Raw genomic sequence first — 18,102 nt, 5'->3', positions numbered from 1 at the left:
GGTCCGACGTTTCGGGAGGGCTGGGGTGAGGGTAGGCTTTTAGCTCTTAAAGGCAATCCGTTTGCCTGCACGGTTGGCAATCCCGCTCGCCTGCCCATTCTGCTGCTTGCCCATCCGCGCCTGCGTAATCAACCCCGGAATCAACTCCCCCTCCGGCAGATTTTTCCAGAACCGCGCCGGCAAATGCCCCTGCATGACCTTCTCGTTCAACCGCGCCGGATTGAAGATGTGGCTGTAATAAGTCAGCCACAGATCACCGTGAGGATCGTCGACATTCTGCGCCAGTTGCTGCCATTCCAGCGGGCATTGGCGCTGATGGATCAGTTGTTCGCCATCGTAATAAACCCCGTCACGCGGCGTAGCGATCAGCCAGCGATGCTGGCCCATGCGCCCGACGAAATGCTCGCTGGCGCTGAGCAGGATGTCGTGAGCCGGTTCGTACCACGCCACGTATTGCGGGCCTTGGCTGTTTTTCGGCCGTTCAATGAAGCGCACAAACGCATGCAGGTGATGAGCTTCGCGGCGCACTTGTTTGATTCGCCGCTGCAACTCGCTGCCCAGCTTGTCACCGGCCATCATTGCCGTGCGATCACCGTGGCTGACGCGCCACAACACTTCGTACAACAGACTCCAGCGTTGATCACCACGGTATTGCGCGGCGTGCTCCAGCGTTTCGAGCAGTACACGCGGGATCTTCGCCATAAATGGACCTTGCCCTTCAGGCACAGGGGCATCACTGGCAAACAGATCGCCCACGCCTTCCGAGGCCCAGCTCACCAGGCTCGGATCGACTTCATGGCTGAGCAGCCAGCGTGCCTGCTGACGCCAGGTGTCGAACAGATCGTCGCAGTCGAGATTGATCATCCCCACAACCCCATCTGTTGCGGCATCGGCCGGTCGCGTAATTGCTGATAGAGCAAGTGGCTGGTGACCTCGGCCTGCTGCGGATGGTAGTCGCTGGTAATGATGAAGGGTTTGGCCTTGGCCAGGACGCAGCGCATGCGTGCGACATCTTCGTAGCGGATCTTGCGTTGTCGGCGCAGCTCGACCAGACGTTCGGTGGTGCGCAAACCAATGCCGGGAATACGCGCGATCAATGACGCCTCGGCGCGGTTCAGATCCAGTGGGAACACCTCGCGATTCTGCAACGCCCACGCCAGTTTCGGGTCGATGTCCAAGGCCAGATTGCCCGGCCCCTTGAGCAGTTCGTCGGCACGGTAACCGTAGCTGCGCAGGAGGAAATCGGCCTGGTACAAACGGTGCTCGCGCATCAGCGGCGGCGCGGCCAGTGGCACGCTTTTCGGGCTGTCGGGGATCGGACTGAAGGCCGAATAGTAAACGCGACGCAAACGGTAGTTGCCGTACAACGACTGAGCACTGTGCAAGATCGTGCTGTCGTCAGTGTCATCGGCGCCCACAATCAGTTGCGTGCTCTGCCCGGCAGGGGCGAACTTCGCCGAACGCGGTTCGTTCAAAACGGTCTGCACACCGGTGTAAATTGTGTTCATCGCTTGCTTGATCGAAGCGATGTCTTTCTCCGGAGCCAGGGTTTGCAAACTGGCATCGGTGGGCAGTTCGATGTTCACGCTCAGACGATCGGCGTAGCGCCCCGCCTCCTCAATCAGTGCAGGGTCGGCGTCGGGAATGGTCTTGAGATGGATGTAGCCGCGAAACTCATGTTCTTCGCGCAACAGCTTCGCCACCCGCACCAGTTGCTCCATGGTGTAGTCCGCCGAGCGGATGATCCCGGAGCTGAGGAACAGCCCGCTGACACAGTTGCGCCGGTAGAAGTCCAGGGTCAGCGTCACCACCTCTTCGGGTGTGAAGCGGGCCCGCGGTACGTCGCTGGAGCGGCGATTGACGCAGTATTGGCAATCGTAAAGGCAGAAATTGGTCAGCAGAATTTTCAACAACGACACGCAACGTCCGTCGGGCGTGTAGCTGTGGCAGATGCCCATGCCATCGGTCGAGCCCAGCCCGCTCTTGCCCTCGGAGCTGCGCTTGGGCGCGCCACTACTCGCACAGGACGCGTCGTACTTGGCGGCGTCGGCGAGGATGCTCAGCTTGTCGATGATTTGCATGGCGCGGGCTCTTTACTGTTTGGATATACAGTATAGCGTCGCGAACGTGGGCACAAGGTTGGGCACGACCCCTCGTCGGCTTAGAGCGAAGATCAAAAGATCGCAGCGTCCCGCAGCTCCTACGTAGATTCGGGATCGGGATTTATCGGATGCACCCGATTTTCATCGGGTGTACACCCGCCCTGTAGGAGCTGCCGCAGACTGCGATCTTTTGATCTGGCCATTTTCATTCGCCAACTCAACGCCAAACCGCACGGCGATTTCCCTGCGCCCCACCACCGTCAACGCCAACGCCCGACTGTCCAGATCCTGCGTCAGCCACTTGCGCTTCAATGCGGTTTGCAACAGCGCCGCCCCCAACGACCCGCCGAGATGCGGGCGGCGCATGCTCCAGTCCAGGCACGGGCAGGCAAACTTGCGCCGCAACGTAGTCAAATCCTGCACTTCAATGCCCAAGCCTTCGAACAACGCCGCGCCACTGTCGCTCAAGCAATACGCTTGCTCGTCCGACTCGTCCAGCCACCCCGCCTCGAGCAAACGGTCATGCAGCAACACCGCCAGCGTCCCCGCCATGTGGTCGTAGCACGTGCGGGCGAATTGCAGGCGATCCGGCGTGTGCGGTTTGAAAGTCGGTGTGGCGCTCTGGCCGATCACCATCAACGCTTCCAGCGCCTGGGCCACGCGTTGGTCGGCCAGGCTGTAATAACGATGACGACCCTGCACGTGCAGGCGCACCAACGCCAGATCCTTGAGCTTGGCCAGGTGCGCGCTGGCGGTAGACGCGCTGACTTCGGCGATGGCCGCCAACTCGGTGCTGGTGCGCGCGTGGCCGTCCATCAGCGAGCAGAGGATTTTCGTTCGCGCCGGCTCCGCGATGGCGGCAGCCACCTGCGAGACGCCGATGTCTTGATGTTCTGCGTGCATATTTCGCTCCCCGACGAATCATCACCGTTGAGCACTGACGATACTCGCATCACTTTCCCGACGACAAGGCTGCGAACCATGGACCCGATCAGCGCTGCGACTCATGCCGACCCCTATCTTTATTACGCCGGACTGCGTGCTCAGGGCGGATTCACGTTTCATCACGAACTGAGACTATGGGTCGCCAGCAGTGCCCGGGCGGTGTGTGCGGTGCTGACGCATACCGATTGCCGGGTGCGTCCGGCGCAGGAACCGGTGCCCACGGCGATTGCTTCGGGCATGGCGGGCGAGGTGTTCGGGCAATTGATGCGGATGAATGATGGCGAGCGTCAGCGCTGCCCGCGTTCGGCGATCGAGCCTGCGCTTGAGTTGATTGATGAGGCCCAAGTACGAGCATTGGTAGCCGCGCGACTGATCACTGTAAACACCGACGGCCTGTATAAAGCCATGTTTCGCGGCCCGGTGTGCGTGGTTGCGGCGCTACTCGGCTTCACCCCGGCACAGGGTCGAGCCGTCAGTGAGCTGACCGCCGACTTCGTCACCTGCCTGTCGCCATTGAGCAATGACCTGCAGCTGATGGCCGCACATTCGGCGGCGGAGCGGTTGCGCGATTATTTCATCGAGTTGCTGGCGCAAGCGGATAGCGCGTTGCTGTCGGCGATCAAGCAGCGATTTGAGGGCGCCGAAGAAACGTTGATTGCCAATCTGATCGGACTTTGTTCACAGACTCATGAAGCCACTGCGGGATTGATCGGCAACGCGCTGCTGGCGTTGCGACGGCAACCTGAGTTGCGCGACGCACCGACGCAGGCGTTGTTGGCCGAAGTGCAGCGTTTCGACCCGCCAGTGCAAAACACCCGACGGTTTGTGGCTCAGGCTTGTGAGATTGATGGCGTTCGGGTCGAGGCTGGAGATGTGATTCTGGTGCTGCTGGCCTCGGCCAATCGCGATCCGGCGCTCAATCAACAGCCCGACGCGTTTTTGCTGGAGCGCACGAATCGGCGCAGTTTCAGTTTTGGCAGTGGCCGGCATCACTGCCCGGGGCAGTTGCTGGCGATGAGTATCGCCAGTGCGACGGTCAGCGAACTCCTCGCTCACGGCGTCGACCCGAACCGGCTGCACTGGCAGTACCGCCCGTCTCTCAACGGGCGCATCCCGATGTTCAGCGAAGCCACGGCTTAAGCGTTACGCAGCTCGATGGTCAGATGCGCCAGCTCATGCACTGGCGCCAACCGCTCGCGAATCGCTTGCGCCGTGACATCCGCTGCCGCGACCACACTGACGATCGCCGCCCGCGCCTGCGGGCCGACTTGCCAGACGTGCAGGTCGCTGATGCGCACGTCGTTGGAGGATTCCAGCAGCTGGCGAATCTCTGCAGCCACCGGCTCATCGGTGGCGTCGAGCAACACCGCAGCACTGTCGCGCATCAGGTTGTACGCCCACTTGGCAATGACGATGGCACCGACAATCCCCATCACCGGGTCCAGCCACACCCAACCCAGATAACGCCCGGCCAGCAACGCGGCAATCGCCAGCACCGAGGTCAAGGCATCGGCCAGTACATGGACGTAGGCCGAACGCAGGTTGTTGTCGTGATGGTGATGATGATCGTGGCCATGAGCATGCGCGTGGCCGTGGTCATGACCGTGAGGCCCCATCAGCAGGAAGGCACTGATCAGGTTCACCGCCAGGCCCACAATCGCGATCACCGTAGCCTCGCCAAACGCCACCGTGGTGGGCTGGAACAAACGCAAAACGGACTCACCGGCAATGCCCAACGAGACCAGCCCCAAAATCATCGCCGAGGCAAAACCGGCCAGATCGCCGACCTTGCCGGTGCCGAAACTGTAGCGGCGGTTGTGGGCGTTGCGCCGGGCGAAGCCGTACGCCGCCGCGGCAATGCCCAACGCGCCAGCGTGGGTGGCCATGTGGAAACCGTCGGCCAGCAGCGCCATCGAACCGGTGACGTAACCGGCGGCGATCTCGGCAATCATCATCACGAATGTCAGCACGACGACCCACAAGGTGCGGCGGCCATTTTCATCGTGAGAAGCGCCGAGAAACTGGTGGTCGTGACTGAAGTGTTCAGCTTTCGGAGTCAGAGTCATGATGTCTGCGCTCTATTTGGAGTAACGGCGGATGGCTTGCAGCAATTCTTCAACGCCCTGTGCGCGTTCGTCGTCGCGCAGGCCCGCAAGGGCAACGTGTTCGCGGGCGTGGGCCTCGATGAATTGCTCCATCAGCCCATTGACCGCACCGCGAATTGCCGCGACCAGATGCAGCGTCTTGGCGCAATCGGCATCACCCTCCAGCGCTTTCTCGACCGCCTGCACCTGCCCGGCTATCCGCCGTACGCGGTTGAGCAGTTCGTCTTTGTGTTGGTGAATGTGCGACATACCTATACCCCCTACCCCTATATGGCGAGGATGATCATCGATGGCTTCGACAATGGCAAGACCGGTCAGGTGTTCAGGGTTGGAAGCGGTTTTGTGAACAACTCCCCCCCTGTGGGAGCGGGCTTGCCCGCGAAGGCGGCGTACCTGACTGCAGAGTTGCTGGATGTGCCGGCCACTTCGCGGGCAAGCCCGCTCCCACAGGTTTTTGTGGTGTCGAAAAGTTATGGGTTCGGCGCTGGCGGCCGGAAAAACGCAGCATCATTTCGGCATCATCGTGCGGGCTACAGCGCCTTGCGCCTTTGCCTACAACTACGCCAGAATCCGCCGGCTTGTGCGGTTTGAGGGCTGCCGGTAGCTTGGTTCGCGTCACTGAATGTTCAGTGATCGGGTTTAGTCGCTCGGTAATCTATTCAAACTGCATAATATTCCAGACAGTAGGTATTTCGGTACCTCACTCAATGGTAGCTGTGCGCAGGGCGCCTTCGGGTGCGCCGGTTTGGGTGGGTTTCCGGTCGACTAACCTGTGCATAGCTGCCACCTTCTGGTTTAGTCGCGAGGTGGTGTCAGCATCACTTTGGAAACCTCCGAAATGTTAAAAGTAACGCCAAATCCGCCAGAAGCGGATGCCACAACCGAATCAGATCCAGTATCCCCCTACTCCACGCTCGACCCGACAAAACTCAACGAGGCCGCCGAACGTGCCCTCGACCACTACCTCAAACCTCCCGCCCCACCCCAGCGAACGCCCAGCACCATGTTCCTCGTCGCCCCGGACATGGACACCGAATCCCTGCTGGCCCACGCCTGCGAATCCATGGCCTCGGCCAGCATCATGCTCAGCGACTTCGCCGGCCTGCTCGAAACGCCCTACCGCAACACCCTGCTAGGCATCCAGCAAGTGGTCATGCTCGGCGAGCTCGCGGTCAACCGCGCCCTCGACAAACTCGAACCCGACCAGAGGCAATGACCATGACCAACAAAACAGATGCACAGGTTGTCGCCTGCGCCGTCACCGCCCTCGCCCAACTCGATGAACTGGCCGAAATGGCGCACGCAGCCTGATCGACCGCGTAATCGTTCTTCGCGAGCAGGCTCGCTCCCACAGCTTCGCGGTGGCTCACAGCATTTGAGTACACCGCCATGCCAATGTGGGAGTGAGCCTGCTCGCGAAGGCGCTTGCGCATTCACCGCCGAAAATCCGCCAGGATGAATGGAGTATGAGCCCTGAGATAAGCCTCAACGTCCTCCAGCGTAGGGAGTAAATCACTGGATGATTCGATTTCACCCTCCTCATTCTCATGCGTCACTTTGACGATGTAGGCGTCACTTTCCCCAAGCAATAAGCCTGAAATTTTGACCTGCCGTCCACTTTTCTCGGTAAAGGACGTCGCCTTCAGGGTTGCCACTTTCAAGGTCTGTGCAGTGCTGGCCGTGAAAGCTTTGCGTTTTGCCAGGGCACTTTTCGATACGAACATTGCGAAAATACAGCCGAGCCCCATCAACACGATTTCGATGTTGTGAATCGGACCTCGCCGCCCTTCATGCCCCTGACTCAGCCACGCGACTGCCTTGTAAATAATCTGATCAACATCCATTTACCCGGCTCCCGATCGTTATCCTCGTGATCAATCCTCCCGCGTCAAAACCTCCAGCAACTCAATCTCGAACAGCAGATTCGAATTCGGCGGAATCTTGCCCATCGTTCGCTCGCCATAGCCCAGATGCGCCGGCACCAGCAGTTTGCGTTTGCCGCCCACCTGCATGCCCATCAGCCCTTGATCCCAACCTTTGATGACCCGGCCAGTGCCAATCACGCACTGAAAAGGTTTGCCTCGGCTGTAGGAAGAATCGAACTCGCTGCCGTCTTCCAGCCAGCCGGTGTATTGGGTGGTGATCAGCGCGCCTTTGACCGCCGCTTTGCCCTCGCCCACCTGAAGATCGATTACCTGCAGTTCATCATTCATAACAATCACTCTATTGTTCAGCAGGCCGCCGTTTTCCCAGAATTGCCGGTCATTGGCAACCCGCACGCGCAGATCAACGCTGTATCCGAGTCGAGTGATGAAGCATTAACATAGCCAACCGCCACTACTCCACGGATCGATTCGCCATGCAGGCAGCGCCGAAATGATTCAGCTCTGGATCGGCCTTGCCGTCGGCACGATCATGCTGGCCATGATTGCCCTGCTGGTTTGGCGCGAACGCGGTTTGCGTCGGCAACTCGCCGAATACCGCGACTTGTTGAGCCGCGCCGCCGAAGGTCGCAATATTCATCAGGCCGCCGACGCCGAGCGGATCAAGCGCAGCCAGTATTTTGCCCGCACAGCGGTTGGAATGGCCCGTTCAATTCGCAGGCTGGCCAAATGGAACGCCGTTGAAGGTGTGAGTGCAGCACTGGCAACCCGGCGTCATGTTCTCGGCCTTCAAGTCGGGATTGACGATTTGCAGATGGTTCTTTTCATCGACGTACAGGCCACTGAAGTAGCTCGACTCGCCCAATCGGACGATGTCTTTGCGCTCGTCTTCCCGAATGGCAACCATCCAGAACAGCGGATCGGGACGATCTAGGCGAGACACCGCTTCACTGAAAATCCGATCCCAATGGCCACCCACCCGGGATAACAAGAACCGGAACAGCGGCGTGTAATCCAGCCCGTATCGTTTGCCTGGATGCATTGAACCTCGCGATGCTTCGCGGCGACTTTCGGTCTTGGTATTGCGCTGATCGCGATAATGCGCGACCGATTCATTACGTCGCCCCCCCCAAGTGCGCGTGTTTACTTTGCGATAAAGCGGTTTCTTGTCCAACCGATTGCTCCTGACTTGCAGTCACTCGAAACGCCCCAAGGGTTTTACCCGAACGGCGCTCGATTGCAATCATCCGTCCATGGCCAATTAGCGCTGGAGACTCAACGCGGAACCGGTTGCATCTCGACAATGGTCCCGTTGGTGATCATCACCATGACGTACTGGTCATTGATCTGCACCCACTGCGCCTGATCAACCGGTTTTTTCAGGCCTTTGGTTTTCCAGTCGATGGCTTTTTCGCTGCGTTGATAAATGTCCGGAGCGCGGTCGTTGACCTTGAGTTCGCGGTCGCTGACCGGGGATTGAACGGTGGGCTCGCTTGAGGTTTGCGCCGCTTGAACAAGTGGGCTGATCCCGGCAATGCCGGCGACGAGGGCCAGGCTGGCGATTAGGGTTTTGCTGTTCATCGGTGAACCTCCATTGATGTGTGATACCTGAACTCGGACTGTATGGTTCGGGAATCATTCCTTGTTTTTTTGCCTGGGAGGGCTCGGGGATTGTAGTCGTCAGTCAGGCCGCCATCGCTGGCAAGCCAGCTCCCACGAGGGGCCAGGGTGTTAGCGAAAGTTGCGGGCACCCCGAAAACCTGTGGGAGCTGGCTTGCCAGCGATAGGGCCGATACATTCAACCTCGTCATTGCCTGATCCGCCGCTTTCGCGAGCAAGCTCGGCTCCTACAAAAAGCATGCGTCGAGCACATTGATCCGCTTTGCACATCAATGCATGCCAATAATGCAATTAACATCCTGTTACAGCTGGGCCACCATCCGCCTCAATAAGAACCGTGCGCTGCCTCTCCGTGGCGCACGTCATAAAAGCGGTGGAGTCCTTTGTTATGACAGCCTCAATCCCACACGGCGGCTCGCGGGCCGGTGCCATTTTCCGGGTCACCTCGGGTAATTTCCTCGAACAGTTCGACTTCTTTCTGTTTGGTTTTTACGCCACGCAGATCGCGGCGGTGTTCTTTCCGGCGAGCAGTGAGTTCGCTTCCCTGATGATGACCTTTGCGGTGTTCGGCGCAGGCTTTTTGATGCGTCCACTGGGAGCCATCGTGCTCGGCGCGTACATCGATGATGTCGGCCGCCGCAAGGGCTTGATCGTTACGCTGTCGATCATGGCCAGCGGTACGATATTGATTGTGCTGGTGCCCGGATACGAAAGCATCGGCCTGTTTGCGCCGGCGTTGGTGCTGATCGGGCGCCTGCTGCAAGGCTTCTCCGCTGGTGCCGAATTGGGCGGGGTTTCGGTGTATCTGTCCGAGATCGCCACCCCGGGCCGTAAAGGCTTCTTCACCGCTTGGCAGTCAGCCAGTCAGCAAGTGGCGATCATCGTTGCCGCTGCGCTGGGCTACGCGTTGAACGCGTGGATGGCGCCGGACGTGATTGCCGATTGGGGCTGGCGGATTCCGTTTTTCGTCGGCTGCATGATCGTGCCGTTCATCTTCTTTCTGCGTCGCAATCTGGCGGAAACCGAAGAATTCGCCGCGCGCAAACACCGTCCGAGCATGGGCGAAGTGTTCCGCACCCTCGGTCAGAACTGGGCCGTGGTGCTTGGCGGCATGCTGATGGTCGCCCTGACCACCACCGCGTTTTACCTGATCACCGTGTATGCGCCGACCTTCGGTAAAACCGTGCTGCACCTGAGCACGTCCGATGCGCTGCTGGTGACCTTGCTGGTGGGTGTGTCGAACTTCTTCTGGTTGCCGATTGGCGGCATGTTGTCTGATCGCATCGGTCGTCGTCCGGTGCTGATCGCGATGTCGCTGCTGGCACTGGCCACCACCTATCCGGCGCTGTCGTACCTGGTGCAGGCCCCGAGCTTCAGCCACATGTTGCTGTCGCTGCTGTGGCTGTCGTTCATCTACGGCCTGTACAACGGCGCGATGATTCCGGCGCTGACCGAGATCATGCCGGTGGAAGTGCGCGTGGCCGGTTTCTCCCTCGCGTACAGCCTGGCGACGGCGATTTTCGGCGGTTTCACCCCGGCAATGTCGACCTTCCTGATTCAGTACACCGGCGACAAAGCCGCGCCGGGTTACTGGATGAGCATCGGTGCGCTGTGCGCGTTGTGCGCCACGCTGTACCTCTATCGCCGCGCAGGCGGCCGTCTGCAACCGGTCGCAGCATAAGGAACCATGACCATGAAAAAACTCTTTAACTTCGCCGCCATCGCCCTCTGCGCTTTCAGCACCCTGGCACACGCTGAACAGCTGAACGTGATGACGTCGGGTGGCTTCACCGCCGCCTACAAAATCCTCGGGCCGAAATTCGCTGCCGCCACCGGCAACACCCTCGACACCCAACTCGGTCCGTCGATGGGCAAGGCACCGGAAGCGATCCCCAATCGCCTCGCACGCGGTGAACACGCCGACGTGGTAATCATGGTCGGCTACGCCCTCGATGATTTGATCAAGCAAGGCAAGGTCGACCCGGCTTCTCGTGTAGAACTGGCGGATTCGCGGATCGGCCTGGTGGTGCGCGAAGGTGCGCCGAAACCGGACATCAGCAGCGTCGACAATCTAAAGAAAACCTTACTCGACGCGCAGTCGGTGGCCTACTCCGACAGCGCCAGCGGCGTGTACATCGAGCAGCAGTTGTTCAAGAAACTGGGCATCGAAGATCAACTGAAACCGAAGGCCAAGATGATTGCGAAAGTCCCGGTGGGCTCGGTGGTTGCCACCGGTGACTATCAACTGGGCTTCCAGCAGGTCAGCGAACTGCTACCGGTGCCGGGCGTGAGCTTCGTCGCGAAGATTCCGGAATCGGTGCAGTCAGTGACGCGTTTTGCTGCCGGCATTCCGGTCGGCGCGCAACATCCGGAAGAGGCGAAAGCCCTGCTCGCCTACCTCGCCGCACCGGCTGCGCAACCTGACGTGCAGGCCACCGGGCTGGATTCGGTCAAGCGTTGATCGTTGGCGGCTGGACTTTCATTTCCACCACCAGCCGCTCCAGTTCCAGTGCCGCCGGGGTCAACGTACGGCCCCGGCGCTTGATGATGCCGACACTGCGCATCACTTGCGGATCGGTCAGCGGAATACGTGTCAGGATCGGATGATCCGGCCCCGGCATCGCCATTAACGGCACTGCCGCCACTCCCAATCCCGCCTCGACCAGACCAATCATCGTCGTCACATGTTTGGTTTCGCAGATGCTCTGCCGCTGCGGCACCACGGTGCTCAAGGCCTGATCGAGCAAAAAGCGGTTGCCTGAGGTTTTGTCCAGCGAGATGTAATCCTGCTGATAGAACTCGTCCCACGTCACGCTGTTGCGCCCGGCCAACGGGTGATCGCGGCGACAGGCGACGACATAGCACTCCTGCACAAGCGCTTCGAAATCGACTTTGGCATCCTGCGTACCCAAGAAACTCAGACCGAAATCCGCCTCACCATTGACCACCGCGCTCAAGACATCGTGGGCGCTGGAATCGAGGACTTTGACCTTGATCCGCGGGAATTGCTGGTGATAGCGGGCGACCACCCGCGGCATGAAGTAGTACGCCGCCGAAGGCACGCAGGCGACGGTGACGTGGCCCAGCCGCGTCGATGCCACCTCGCTGATCCCCAGCAGGGCGATATCGAGATCATCCAGCAAGCGCTCGACACTCGGCATGAAACCGCGTCCGGCCTGGGTCAGGCTGACCTTGCGTGTGGTGCGCTCGAACAGCTTCACGCCGAGGGCGTCTTCGAGTTTTTCGATGCGCCGGCTCAGCGCCGGTTGCGACAGGCGCACGGTGTCGGCAGCCTTGCGAAAACTGCCCTGCTCGACCACGGCGCGGAAGGCTTGCAAGTCGTTGAGGTCGAAGTTGATGGCCATGGCGGGACTCGCAGAGATTGATTTGCTTAGGCTATAAATGTAACCAATTGATGCAAATTATCACAGTAACAACGAAAATCCCCTGTAGGAGCTGGCGCAGGCTGCGATCTTCTGATCTTGCTTCTTCGAAGGCAAAAGCAAGATCAAAAGATCGCAGCCTCGTTGCACTCGACAGCTCCTACAGGGGATCTTCGGTGGATGAAAAGTCGCTGTAGCCCTTATCCTTGTCACCCCCCGCCGTACCGTTGTCAGGAGTTCCCCCATGCCCCATGAAGGCAATCTGTTGCAAGCCGCCGTCGTGTTTCTGTTCGCGGCCGTGCTCACCGTGCCTTTGGCCAAACGTCTGCAACTGGGCGCGGTGCTCGGTTACCTGTTTGCCGGGGTGATCATCGGCCCGTCGGTGCTGGGCCTGATCGGCAATCCACAGAGCGTTGCGCACATTTCCGAACTCGGCGTGGTGTTGCTGCTGTTCATCATCGGTCTGGAACTGTCGCCGCGACGCTTGTGGGTGATGCGCAAATCGGTATTCGGCGTCGGCCTGGCGCAGGTGCTGCTGACCGCTTCGGTGATCGGCGTGCTGGCGTTGTCGGTGTTCGGCCAACCGTTGAACAGCGCGATTGTGCTCGGCCTCGGACTCGCCTTGTCGTCCACGGCGTTCGGTCTGCAAAGCCTCGCCGAACGAAAAGAGCTGACCAGCCCCCATGGACGTCTGGCATTTGCGATTCTGCTGTTCCAGGACATCGCCGCGATCCCGTTGATTGCTTTGGTGCCGATGCTCGCGGGTGGCAATCACACCACCAGCACCGCCGAAGATCTGAATCACGCCTTGCAAGTGCTCGGCGGCATCGCCGTGGTGGTGGTTGGTGGACGTTATCTGTTGCGTCCGGTGTTCCGCGTGGTGGCGAAAACCGGTCTGCCGGAAGTCTCCACGGCCACCGCGTTGCTGGTGGTGATCGGCACGGCGTGGCTGATGGATCTGGTCGGCGTGTCGATGGCGTTGGGGGCGTTTCTTGCCGGTTTGCTGTTGGCGGATTCGGAATATCGCCATGAACTGGAAGCGCAGATCGAGCCGTTCAAAGGTTTGCTGCTCGGGCTGTTTTTCATCAGCGTCGGCATGGGCGCCAACCTTAGCTTGCTGTTGAGTGCGCCGATCACTGTGTTGGGGCTGACGCTGCTGTTGATCGGTTTGAAGTTACCGCTGCTGTTTGTCGTCGGGCGTCTGGCCGGTGGCTTGAACAAGGTCAGTGCGATCCGCCTCGGTATCGTCTTGGCGGCCGGTGGTGAGTTCGCTTTTGTAGTGTTCAAGATCGGTCGTGATCAGGGTCTGTTCGAACCACGCCTGTATGACTTGCTGGTGCTGACCATCACCCTGTCGATGGCGCTGACGCCGTTGTTGCTGCTGATCTGCGCGCGACTGGTCAGCCCGAAAGTGCAGCCGGTGGAAGTGCCGGAAAAATATCGTGAGATCGACACCGAAGCCCCACGCGTGGTGATTGCCGGCATGGGCCGGATGGGCCAGATCGTCGCGCGTATCCTGCGGGCGCAGAACATCAAGTTCGTCGCGCTGGACACCTCGGTGGAAACCATCGAACTGTCGCGCAGTTTCGGCGGTGTGCCGGTGTTCTACGGCGACCCGATGCGCCCGGAAATCCTCAACGCGGCCAAGGTCGGCGAGGCGGAATATTTCGTGATTGCCACAGATGATCCGGAGACCAATATCAAAACGGCCGAGGTGGTGCGCAAGCTCTATCCGCACATGAAGATCATCGCTCGGGCACGTAACCGTCAGCATGTGCATCGGTTGGTCGATGTGGGCGCTGAAGCGATTCGGGAAACGTATTACTCAAGTCTGGAAATGAGCCGGCGCACATTGGTTGGCCTCGGTTTGACCCAGGCCCAGGCCGATGCGCGGATCAAGCGTTTCAAACACCACGACGAACAGGTGCTGGAGGCGCAACACGCGATTTACGACGATGCGGCGAAAGTCCTGCAAACCGCCCAGGAAGCCCGGGCGGAACTGGCGCGGTTGTTCGAATCCGATCAACTGGAAGAAGAATCACGCAAATCCTGAACCTTGCCAGAATCCAAATGTAGGAGTGAGCCTGCTCGCGATGACGGTGTTTCAGTCAACTTATTCGTTACTGACAGATTGCTATCGCGAGCAGGCTCACTCCTACAGGGATTGTTTCAGGCCAGTTCGAGTTCGGGCGCTTGCTTGACTGGCGTGACCTCAAAGCGATCCGCCAAAAACGGCGTGATATCCAGCGGCAGCGGCTCATCGTTGACCAGCTTATCCAGCAGCACGCCAGTAATCGCCGAAGTCAGAATCCCGGTACGGAAGTGGCCGCAGGCATTCAGGTAACCCTCCACCCCACGCATCGGCCCGAGTATCGGCAATTCATCCGGCGAACCCGGACGCAACCCCGCCCACGTGCGTTTCAGATTCACATCCTTGAGTTCCGGCAAACAGCGCACCGCGCCCTGCACCAACCCGGTGATTTCCGGGTAAGTGGTGGTGACGTCGAAGCCTTTGTCTTCGGTGGTGCTGCCGATCAGGATTTCGCCGTTGTCCTTTTGCGCCACGTAACAGTCGCTGGTGGTCAGGCAGCCGTTGAGGATTTTCGGCATACGCTCGGTCAACAGAATCTGGCCCTTGACCGGTTTGACCGGAATGCGAATGCCGCTGGCCCACTCGCTCAGATCCGCCGCCCACGCGCCCGCCGCGTTGATGAGGGTCTTGCAGTGGAACACGCCCTCCTCGGCCGTCTGCACTCCAGTGACGCGGCTGCCATGGTGCAACACGCCGGTGACGTTGGTGTTGACGAAAATGTCGACGCCGTTCTGCCGCGCGCCTTCCATGTAGGCGTCGGCGAGGCGAAACGGGCTGACCTGGTGATCACAGAGAAACTCCAGCGCCCCGCGTGCTTCATGGCTGACGCTCGGTTCAGACTCGCGCAACGCCGCCTGATCGAGCCAGCGCACCTGATCGGCCAGGTGCGGAATGCAGCCGACGATGTGCTCGGCGTAGAGCCGGTCTTCATCGTCATAAATGACGAATTTCAGCCCGGTCTTTTCGAACTTGAAATCCATCCCGTGCTGTTCTTTAAGCTCGCGGTGCAACCCCGGGTACAGGGCGTTGGACTGCAGGGCAAAATCAAAGAATGACTCCGGCAGAATGTGTGGCGTGCTCGCGTCCACCGCCACCGCCGCGCCCTGGGTTTCGCGCTTGCGGTTGGCCGACATCATGCGGAAGAAAATCACCCCGCAGCCGAGGCCGACCGATTCACCGATCGCCCACAAACCACCGGCCGAAGCACGCGTCGCGTTGCCGGGGCGCTTGGCATCGATCAGCGCGACCTTGAGGTTTTTGCGCTTGGACAATTGATAGGCGCAGGACGCCCCGATCACGCCGCCACCGGCGATGATCACGTCATAGAACTTACTCATGGGCAGCGGCCTCCGTGCCGACGGACTGGAACGCGGAAAAAGGAATCGGATCAATCGGGAAACGCGGGCGCAGCCAACCGACATCCTTGCGCCCGGTGGCCTGGCGTAACCGGTCGCTGCAATAGCCGACGCACATGCGCCCCTGGCAATCGCCCATGCTTACGCGGGTGCGCATTTTCAGGCTGGCGATGTCTTGCACGCCCTGCTCCAGCGCCAGATCGATGTCGGCACGGGTGGCGTGTTCGCAACGGCAGATCACCGTGTCGGCGGCGGGCAAAGCGGTCTGTCCGACACCGCGCTCGGTATAGCGATCAACGGCGGCGCGAAAACGCACGATGGCTCTGAGTTTGCCCAGATAACGGTCGCGGCGCACGCGGGCCAGTTCTTCTTCGAGGACACCGCGTTGCAGCAGGATCGAAGTCGCCGCGATCTTGCCGGCAAGCATCGCCGCTTCACCGCCGCGAATCCCACCCATGTCACCGGCCAAATGCACGTGCGGCTCGTTGCTTTGCTGCCAGAGGTTGGCGTTGGCGCGCAGATAACCGTCGTCACTGAAGCCGTGATCCAGGCCCATCTGCTGACTCAGTTGGGTGCGCGGAATAAAGCCGTAACCGACCGCGAGGGTCTTGGCCTCGAAACGCTCGACGCGGCTCATGTCCGGTTCCCACGTGGCCGAGTACGGCGCGACGCTGACGCTTTTCAGTTCGTCCTCGCCATGGGCTTCAACCACGCCCCAGCCGTAATTCATCGGGATGCCGTGCAATTTCAGGTAGGCAAGCATGCTCAAGCCGTCGAGGAACAACTGCGGTTTGTTCAGCAACGCCAGGCTCTCACGGGCGATCTTGCCGAACGCACACGCCTCATACACGCCCGCGACGCTGACGCCCGAGGCATGCAACTGCGTCGCCACCAACGGCAACAACGGCCCGGTGCCGGCGATGATCACCGGCCCTTGCGGCTTGACCACGCCGCTTTTGATTTGCAGTTGCAGACCGCCAAGCATGATGACGCCCGGCAGCGTCCAGCCGGGGAACGGCACACTGCGTTCGTGGCAACCGGCGGCTAGCAGCAATTGCGGATATTCGATCTCGCGCAGTTGCTCGTCACCGTCCAGCACTACCAGGGCGCGAGTACCTTCGGCGCCGACCACCCGATGGTTGAGGCGCACGTCGATCAGCCCCGACTGTTCCTGAAATTCACCGTGCAGTTTGCCCAGCGCTTCGGAGTAACGCGGACCGAGGTAATCCAGTTGCACACCGTCACGCAGCGGCCCGCGATAGACCACCCCGCCGAGGCGCGAAGCCTCTTCAAGCAAGGTGCTGCGCACACCGTGGCATGCCAGCTCGATGGCGGCTGCCATTCCCGCCGGGCCACCGCCGACAATCACCGGTTGCAGGTTCATACGACCTCCTGCGCAACGATGCGGTTGACCTGGGTTTCGATGCGCATACCGTCGCGTACCACGGTCTGACAGGCGCGGCGCTTGTGCCGGCCGTTGATTTTCACCAGGCAGCATTGGCACACGCCCATACCGCAATAGGCGCCGCTGATCTGGTCATGATCGTTGCGGGCAATCTGGCGTACGCCGAGGGATTGAATGACGCTCAGGACGGTTTCGCCGATAGCAGCGCTGACCGCTTGGCCGTTGATGTGGACAGTCATATCCGCCTGCGCCAAGGGCTGGATATCGAAGGTTCTTTCTTGGCAGTGCATTGAATGATCTTCCGTGAAAATTTCAGTGGAGTTTTGCGCCAGCTCCTTGCTGCACTACACCGTGCCGACCCGTTGTTCTAATGCATTTTGAGGGTCTGACTGCGGTACTCCGTCAGCGCAACCTGGTGCGCGTACAGGCAATGTAGTCGATACCGCGGCAAAGGCTTGGATCATTTACGGTAGGCGATATCGCCGGACGAAATATTGATCCAGGCCAGTGAAAGCGGTTGGATTGTCCAACGATCAATTGGTGAAGACGAACTGCCCTTTGATCTTCTTCGGGCCGATCATGGCGAGGTCCGGGAACAGCAGCGATTTGACCCAGGCGGCGTAGAACACCATGGCCAGAATGAAAGCCACGCCGAGCAGAGTCGACACGGGTTCTTCACTGAAGCCTGCCAATTCTCGCGGAATCTGACTGATCGTGAAGGTGATGTAGATTGTGTAAACGACCGCGATGCCCTGATAAAAACCCCATGCAAACAACAGCGGAATTACGCCGACAATCAACACCATGGCCACCGCCATAACGATGCCGCCGTCATTGATTTGCACAAGCCCGGCTATCCCCCCGAGCAGTCCCCAGATGCCCATCAGCGCGACCAGGATGTTGACTTTAACGGCGTGGCGTTTTCTGAGGACGGGATCGCGACGCCCGCCGATCCAGCCCGCCAGCACTCGATCCTTGACCTTGCCGCCCGACAGCGCCTTGAAGGTTTCGCTCCTGGAATGCCCGCCCTCGAGCATTTCGACGACTCGTCGTTTGATTGCTTGCCTGTCCAACGTATTCATCCTTAAACATGCGCGCAACGGCCGACCCGTTGCCGATGCGGATTCTCGCCTTGTTGCCCGTCAGAAAGCAAAAAGCCGCTTCCACCCTAAGGTGGAAGCGGCCGAGGCATGGGCCTCAATGGAGCAATCA

General features: G+C 60.0%; 19 protein-coding genes. 6 read left to right on the top strand and 13 right to left on the bottom strand.

Going from position 1 to position 18,102, the window contains the following annotated elements; all coding sequences use genetic code 11:
* Positions 1-39 precede the first annotated feature (39 nt).
* The 3 genes from CQ009_RS22260 to CQ009_RS22250 form a co-directional block, all read right to left on the bottom strand.
* Positions 40-864: a TIGR03915 family putative DNA repair protein gene (locus CQ009_RS22260; RefSeq protein ID WP_105708742.1), complete on the bottom strand. Its 825-nt coding sequence runs from the start codon at positions 862-864 to the stop codon at positions 40-42.
* Entirely contained in the window at positions 861-2,081 is a 1,221-nt protein-coding gene (locus tag CQ009_RS22255; protein ID WP_064390586.1) for a putative DNA modification/repair radical SAM protein, read from the bottom strand. Before CQ009_RS22255 ends, CQ009_RS22260 begins: the two co-directional genes overlap by 4 nt.
* A 162-nt stretch (positions 2,082-2,243) precedes the next feature.
* Positions 2,244-3,005, bottom strand: a complete 762-nt coding sequence (locus tag CQ009_RS22250; RefSeq protein WP_105708741.1) for a helix-turn-helix transcriptional regulator — start codon at positions 3,003-3,005, stop codon at positions 2,244-2,246.
* 78 nt (positions 3,006-3,083) lie between these two features.
* On the opposite strand from CQ009_RS22250, the gene CQ009_RS22245 reads away from it, so the two are divergent.
* Positions 3,084-4,187: a cytochrome P450 gene (locus CQ009_RS22245; RefSeq protein ID WP_105708740.1), complete on the top strand. Its 1,104-nt coding sequence runs from the start codon at positions 3,084-3,086 to the stop codon at positions 4,185-4,187.
* Here CQ009_RS22245 and dmeF read toward each other — a convergent pair.
* Both dmeF and CQ009_RS22235 read right to left on the bottom strand, forming a co-directional pair.
* Positions 4,184-5,113, bottom strand: coding sequence for a CDF family Co(II)/Ni(II) efflux transporter DmeF (dmeF, locus tag CQ009_RS22240; RefSeq protein ID WP_064390589.1), 930 nt, complete (start codon positions 5,111-5,113; stop codon positions 4,184-4,186). The genes CQ009_RS22245 and dmeF overlap by 4 nt on opposite strands.
* A 12-nt stretch (positions 5,114-5,125) precedes the next feature.
* Positions 5,126-5,401 carry a metal/formaldehyde-sensitive transcriptional repressor gene (locus CQ009_RS22235; protein WP_064390590.1) on the bottom strand — a complete coding sequence of 92 codons (276 nt, stop codon included), beginning with the start codon at positions 5,399-5,401 and terminating at the stop codon, positions 5,126-5,128.
* Positions 5,402-5,990: 589 nt separating this feature from the next.
* Here CQ009_RS22235 and CQ009_RS22230 point away from each other — a divergent pair.
* On the top strand, positions 5,991-6,368 hold the full coding sequence (locus CQ009_RS22230; protein ID WP_105708739.1) for a DUF6124 family protein: 378 nt from the start codon (positions 5,991-5,993) through the stop codon (positions 6,366-6,368).
* Between the two features lie 217 nt (positions 6,369-6,585).
* Here CQ009_RS22230 and CQ009_RS22225 read toward each other — a convergent pair whose 3' ends face one another.
* On the bottom strand, positions 6,586-6,996 hold the full coding sequence (locus CQ009_RS22225) for a hypothetical protein (RefSeq protein ID WP_105708738.1): 411 nt from the start codon (positions 6,994-6,996) through the stop codon (positions 6,586-6,588).
* Positions 6,997-7,026: 30 nt separating this feature from the next.
* On the bottom strand, positions 7,027-7,365 hold the full coding sequence (locus CQ009_RS22220; protein WP_064390593.1) for an FKBP-type peptidyl-prolyl cis-trans isomerase: 339 nt from the start codon (positions 7,363-7,365) through the stop codon (positions 7,027-7,029).
* A 163-nt stretch (positions 7,366-7,528) separates the two neighbouring features.
* On the opposite strand from CQ009_RS22220, the gene CQ009_RS30505 reads away from it, so the two are divergent.
* Positions 7,529-7,969 carry a hypothetical protein gene (locus CQ009_RS30505; RefSeq protein ID WP_371920181.1) on the top strand — a complete coding sequence of 147 codons (441 nt, stop codon included), beginning with the start codon at positions 7,529-7,531 and terminating at the stop codon, positions 7,967-7,969.
* Between the two features lie 341 nt (positions 7,970-8,310).
* Here CQ009_RS30505 and CQ009_RS22205 read toward each other — a convergent pair whose 3' ends face one another.
* Positions 8,311-8,616 (bottom strand): RcnB family protein, encoded by a 306-nt coding sequence (locus tag CQ009_RS22205; RefSeq protein WP_105708736.1) that lies wholly within the window; start codon positions 8,614-8,616, stop codon positions 8,311-8,313.
* Positions 8,617-9,043: 427 nt separating this feature from the next.
* Between CQ009_RS22205 and CQ009_RS22195 the strand changes: the two genes are divergently transcribed.
* A complete protein-coding gene (locus tag CQ009_RS22195; RefSeq protein WP_105708734.1) occupies positions 9,044-10,336 on the top strand; it encodes an MFS transporter in 1,293 nt (430 codons plus the stop codon).
* Between the two features lie 12 nt (positions 10,337-10,348).
* On the top strand, positions 10,349-11,116 hold the full coding sequence (locus CQ009_RS22190; RefSeq protein ID WP_105708733.1) for a substrate-binding domain-containing protein: 768 nt from the start codon (positions 10,349-10,351) through the stop codon (positions 11,114-11,116).
* Here CQ009_RS22190 and CQ009_RS22185 read toward each other — a convergent pair.
* Entirely contained in the window at positions 11,106-12,020 is a 915-nt protein-coding gene (locus CQ009_RS22185; protein WP_105708732.1) for a LysR family transcriptional regulator, read from the bottom strand. The two genes, CQ009_RS22190 and CQ009_RS22185, sit on opposite strands and share 11 nt — an antisense overlap.
* A gap of 262 nt (positions 12,021-12,282) precedes the next feature.
* Here CQ009_RS22185 and CQ009_RS22180 point away from each other — a divergent pair, with 262 nt between their 5' ends.
* Positions 12,283-14,091 carry a monovalent cation:proton antiporter-2 (CPA2) family protein gene (locus tag CQ009_RS22180; protein WP_105708731.1) on the top strand — a complete coding sequence of 603 codons (1,809 nt, stop codon included), beginning with the start codon at positions 12,283-12,285 and terminating at the stop codon, positions 14,089-14,091.
* Positions 14,092-14,207: 116 nt separating this feature from the next.
* Here CQ009_RS22180 and hcnC read toward each other — a convergent pair whose 3' ends face one another.
* From hcnC to CQ009_RS22160, 4 genes are all read right to left on the bottom strand, one after another.
* Positions 14,208-15,467, bottom strand: coding sequence for a cyanide-forming glycine dehydrogenase subunit HcnC (hcnC, locus tag CQ009_RS22175; RefSeq protein WP_105708730.1), 1,260 nt, complete (start codon positions 15,465-15,467; stop codon positions 14,208-14,210).
* The gene (gene hcnB, locus CQ009_RS22170) at positions 15,460-16,869 is read right to left on the bottom strand and encodes a cyanide-forming glycine dehydrogenase subunit HcnB (protein WP_105708729.1); all 1,410 of its coding nucleotides are present in this window, start codon (positions 16,867-16,869) and stop codon (positions 15,460-15,462) included. Before hcnB ends, hcnC begins: the two co-directional genes overlap by 8 nt.
* Entirely contained in the window at positions 16,866-17,180 is a 315-nt protein-coding gene (locus CQ009_RS22165) for a (2Fe-2S)-binding protein (RefSeq protein WP_064390603.1), read from the bottom strand. The genes hcnB and CQ009_RS22165 overlap by 4 nt, the downstream gene beginning before the upstream one ends.
* 243 nt (positions 17,181-17,423) lie before the next feature.
* A complete protein-coding gene (locus CQ009_RS22160) occupies positions 17,424-17,972 on the bottom strand; it encodes a hypothetical protein (RefSeq protein ID WP_241092370.1) in 549 nt (182 codons plus the stop codon).
* Between the last annotated feature and the right edge of the window lie 130 nt (positions 17,973-18,102).

This window comes from Pseudomonas sp. MYb2, assembly GCF_002979955.1.
In the GTDB taxonomy this organism is placed as follows: Bacteria; Pseudomonadota; Gammaproteobacteria; order Pseudomonadales; family Pseudomonadaceae; genus Aquipseudomonas.
Note: the sequence above shows the minus strand (reverse complement) of the source record. Positions and strands in the feature narration are given on the sequence as shown.

Bases quoted from the DNA above. Each gene is read 5' to 3' on its own strand.
- CQ009_RS22260 (WP_105708742.1), bottom strand. From the start codon at position 864: ATGATCAATCTCGACTGCGACGATCTGTTCGACACCTGGCGTCAGCAG.
- CQ009_RS22255 (WP_064390586.1), bottom strand. From the start codon at position 2,081: ATGCAAATCATCGACAAGCTGAGCATCCTCGCCGACGCCGCCAAGTAC.
- CQ009_RS22250 (WP_105708741.1), bottom strand. From the start codon at position 3,005: ATGCACGCAGAACATCAAGACATCGGCGTCTCGCAGGTGGCTGCCGCC.
- CQ009_RS22245 (WP_105708740.1), top strand. From the start codon at position 3,084: ATGGACCCGATCAGCGCTGCGACTCATGCCGACCCCTATCTTTATTAC.
- dmeF (WP_064390589.1), bottom strand. From the start codon at position 5,113: ATGACTCTGACTCCGAAAGCTGAACACTTCAGTCACGACCACCAGTTT.
- CQ009_RS22235 (WP_064390590.1), bottom strand. From the start codon at position 5,401: ATGTCGCACATTCACCAACACAAAGACGAACTGCTCAACCGCGTACGG.
- CQ009_RS22230 (WP_105708739.1), top strand. From the start codon at position 5,991: ATGTTAAAAGTAACGCCAAATCCGCCAGAAGCGGATGCCACAACCGAA.
- CQ009_RS22225 (WP_105708738.1), bottom strand. From the start codon at position 6,996: ATGGATGTTGATCAGATTATTTACAAGGCAGTCGCGTGGCTGAGTCAG.
- CQ009_RS22220 (WP_064390593.1), bottom strand. From the start codon at position 7,365: ATGAATGATGAACTGCAGGTAATCGATCTTCAGGTGGGCGAGGGCAAA.
- CQ009_RS30505 (WP_371920181.1), top strand. From the start codon at position 7,529: ATGATTCAGCTCTGGATCGGCCTTGCCGTCGGCACGATCATGCTGGCC.
- CQ009_RS22205 (WP_105708736.1), bottom strand. From the start codon at position 8,616: ATGAACAGCAAAACCCTAATCGCCAGCCTGGCCCTCGTCGCCGGCATT.
- CQ009_RS22195 (WP_105708734.1), top strand. From the start codon at position 9,044: ATGACAGCCTCAATCCCACACGGCGGCTCGCGGGCCGGTGCCATTTTC.
- CQ009_RS22190 (WP_105708733.1), top strand. From the start codon at position 10,349: ATGAAAAAACTCTTTAACTTCGCCGCCATCGCCCTCTGCGCTTTCAGC.
- CQ009_RS22185 (WP_105708732.1), bottom strand. From the start codon at position 12,020: ATGGCCATCAACTTCGACCTCAACGACTTGCAAGCCTTCCGCGCCGTG.
- CQ009_RS22180 (WP_105708731.1), top strand. From the start codon at position 12,283: ATGCCCCATGAAGGCAATCTGTTGCAAGCCGCCGTCGTGTTTCTGTTC.
- hcnC (WP_105708730.1), bottom strand. From the start codon at position 15,467: ATGAGTAAGTTCTATGACGTGATCATCGCCGGTGGCGGCGTGATCGGG.
- hcnB (WP_105708729.1), bottom strand. From the start codon at position 16,869: ATGAACCTGCAACCGGTGATTGTCGGCGGTGGCCCGGCGGGAATGGCA.
- CQ009_RS22165 (WP_064390603.1), bottom strand. From the start codon at position 17,180: ATGCACTGCCAAGAAAGAACCTTCGATATCCAGCCCTTGGCGCAGGCG.
- CQ009_RS22160 (WP_241092370.1), bottom strand. From the start codon at position 17,972: ATGAATACGTTGGACAGGCAAGCAATCAAACGACGAGTCGTCGAAATG.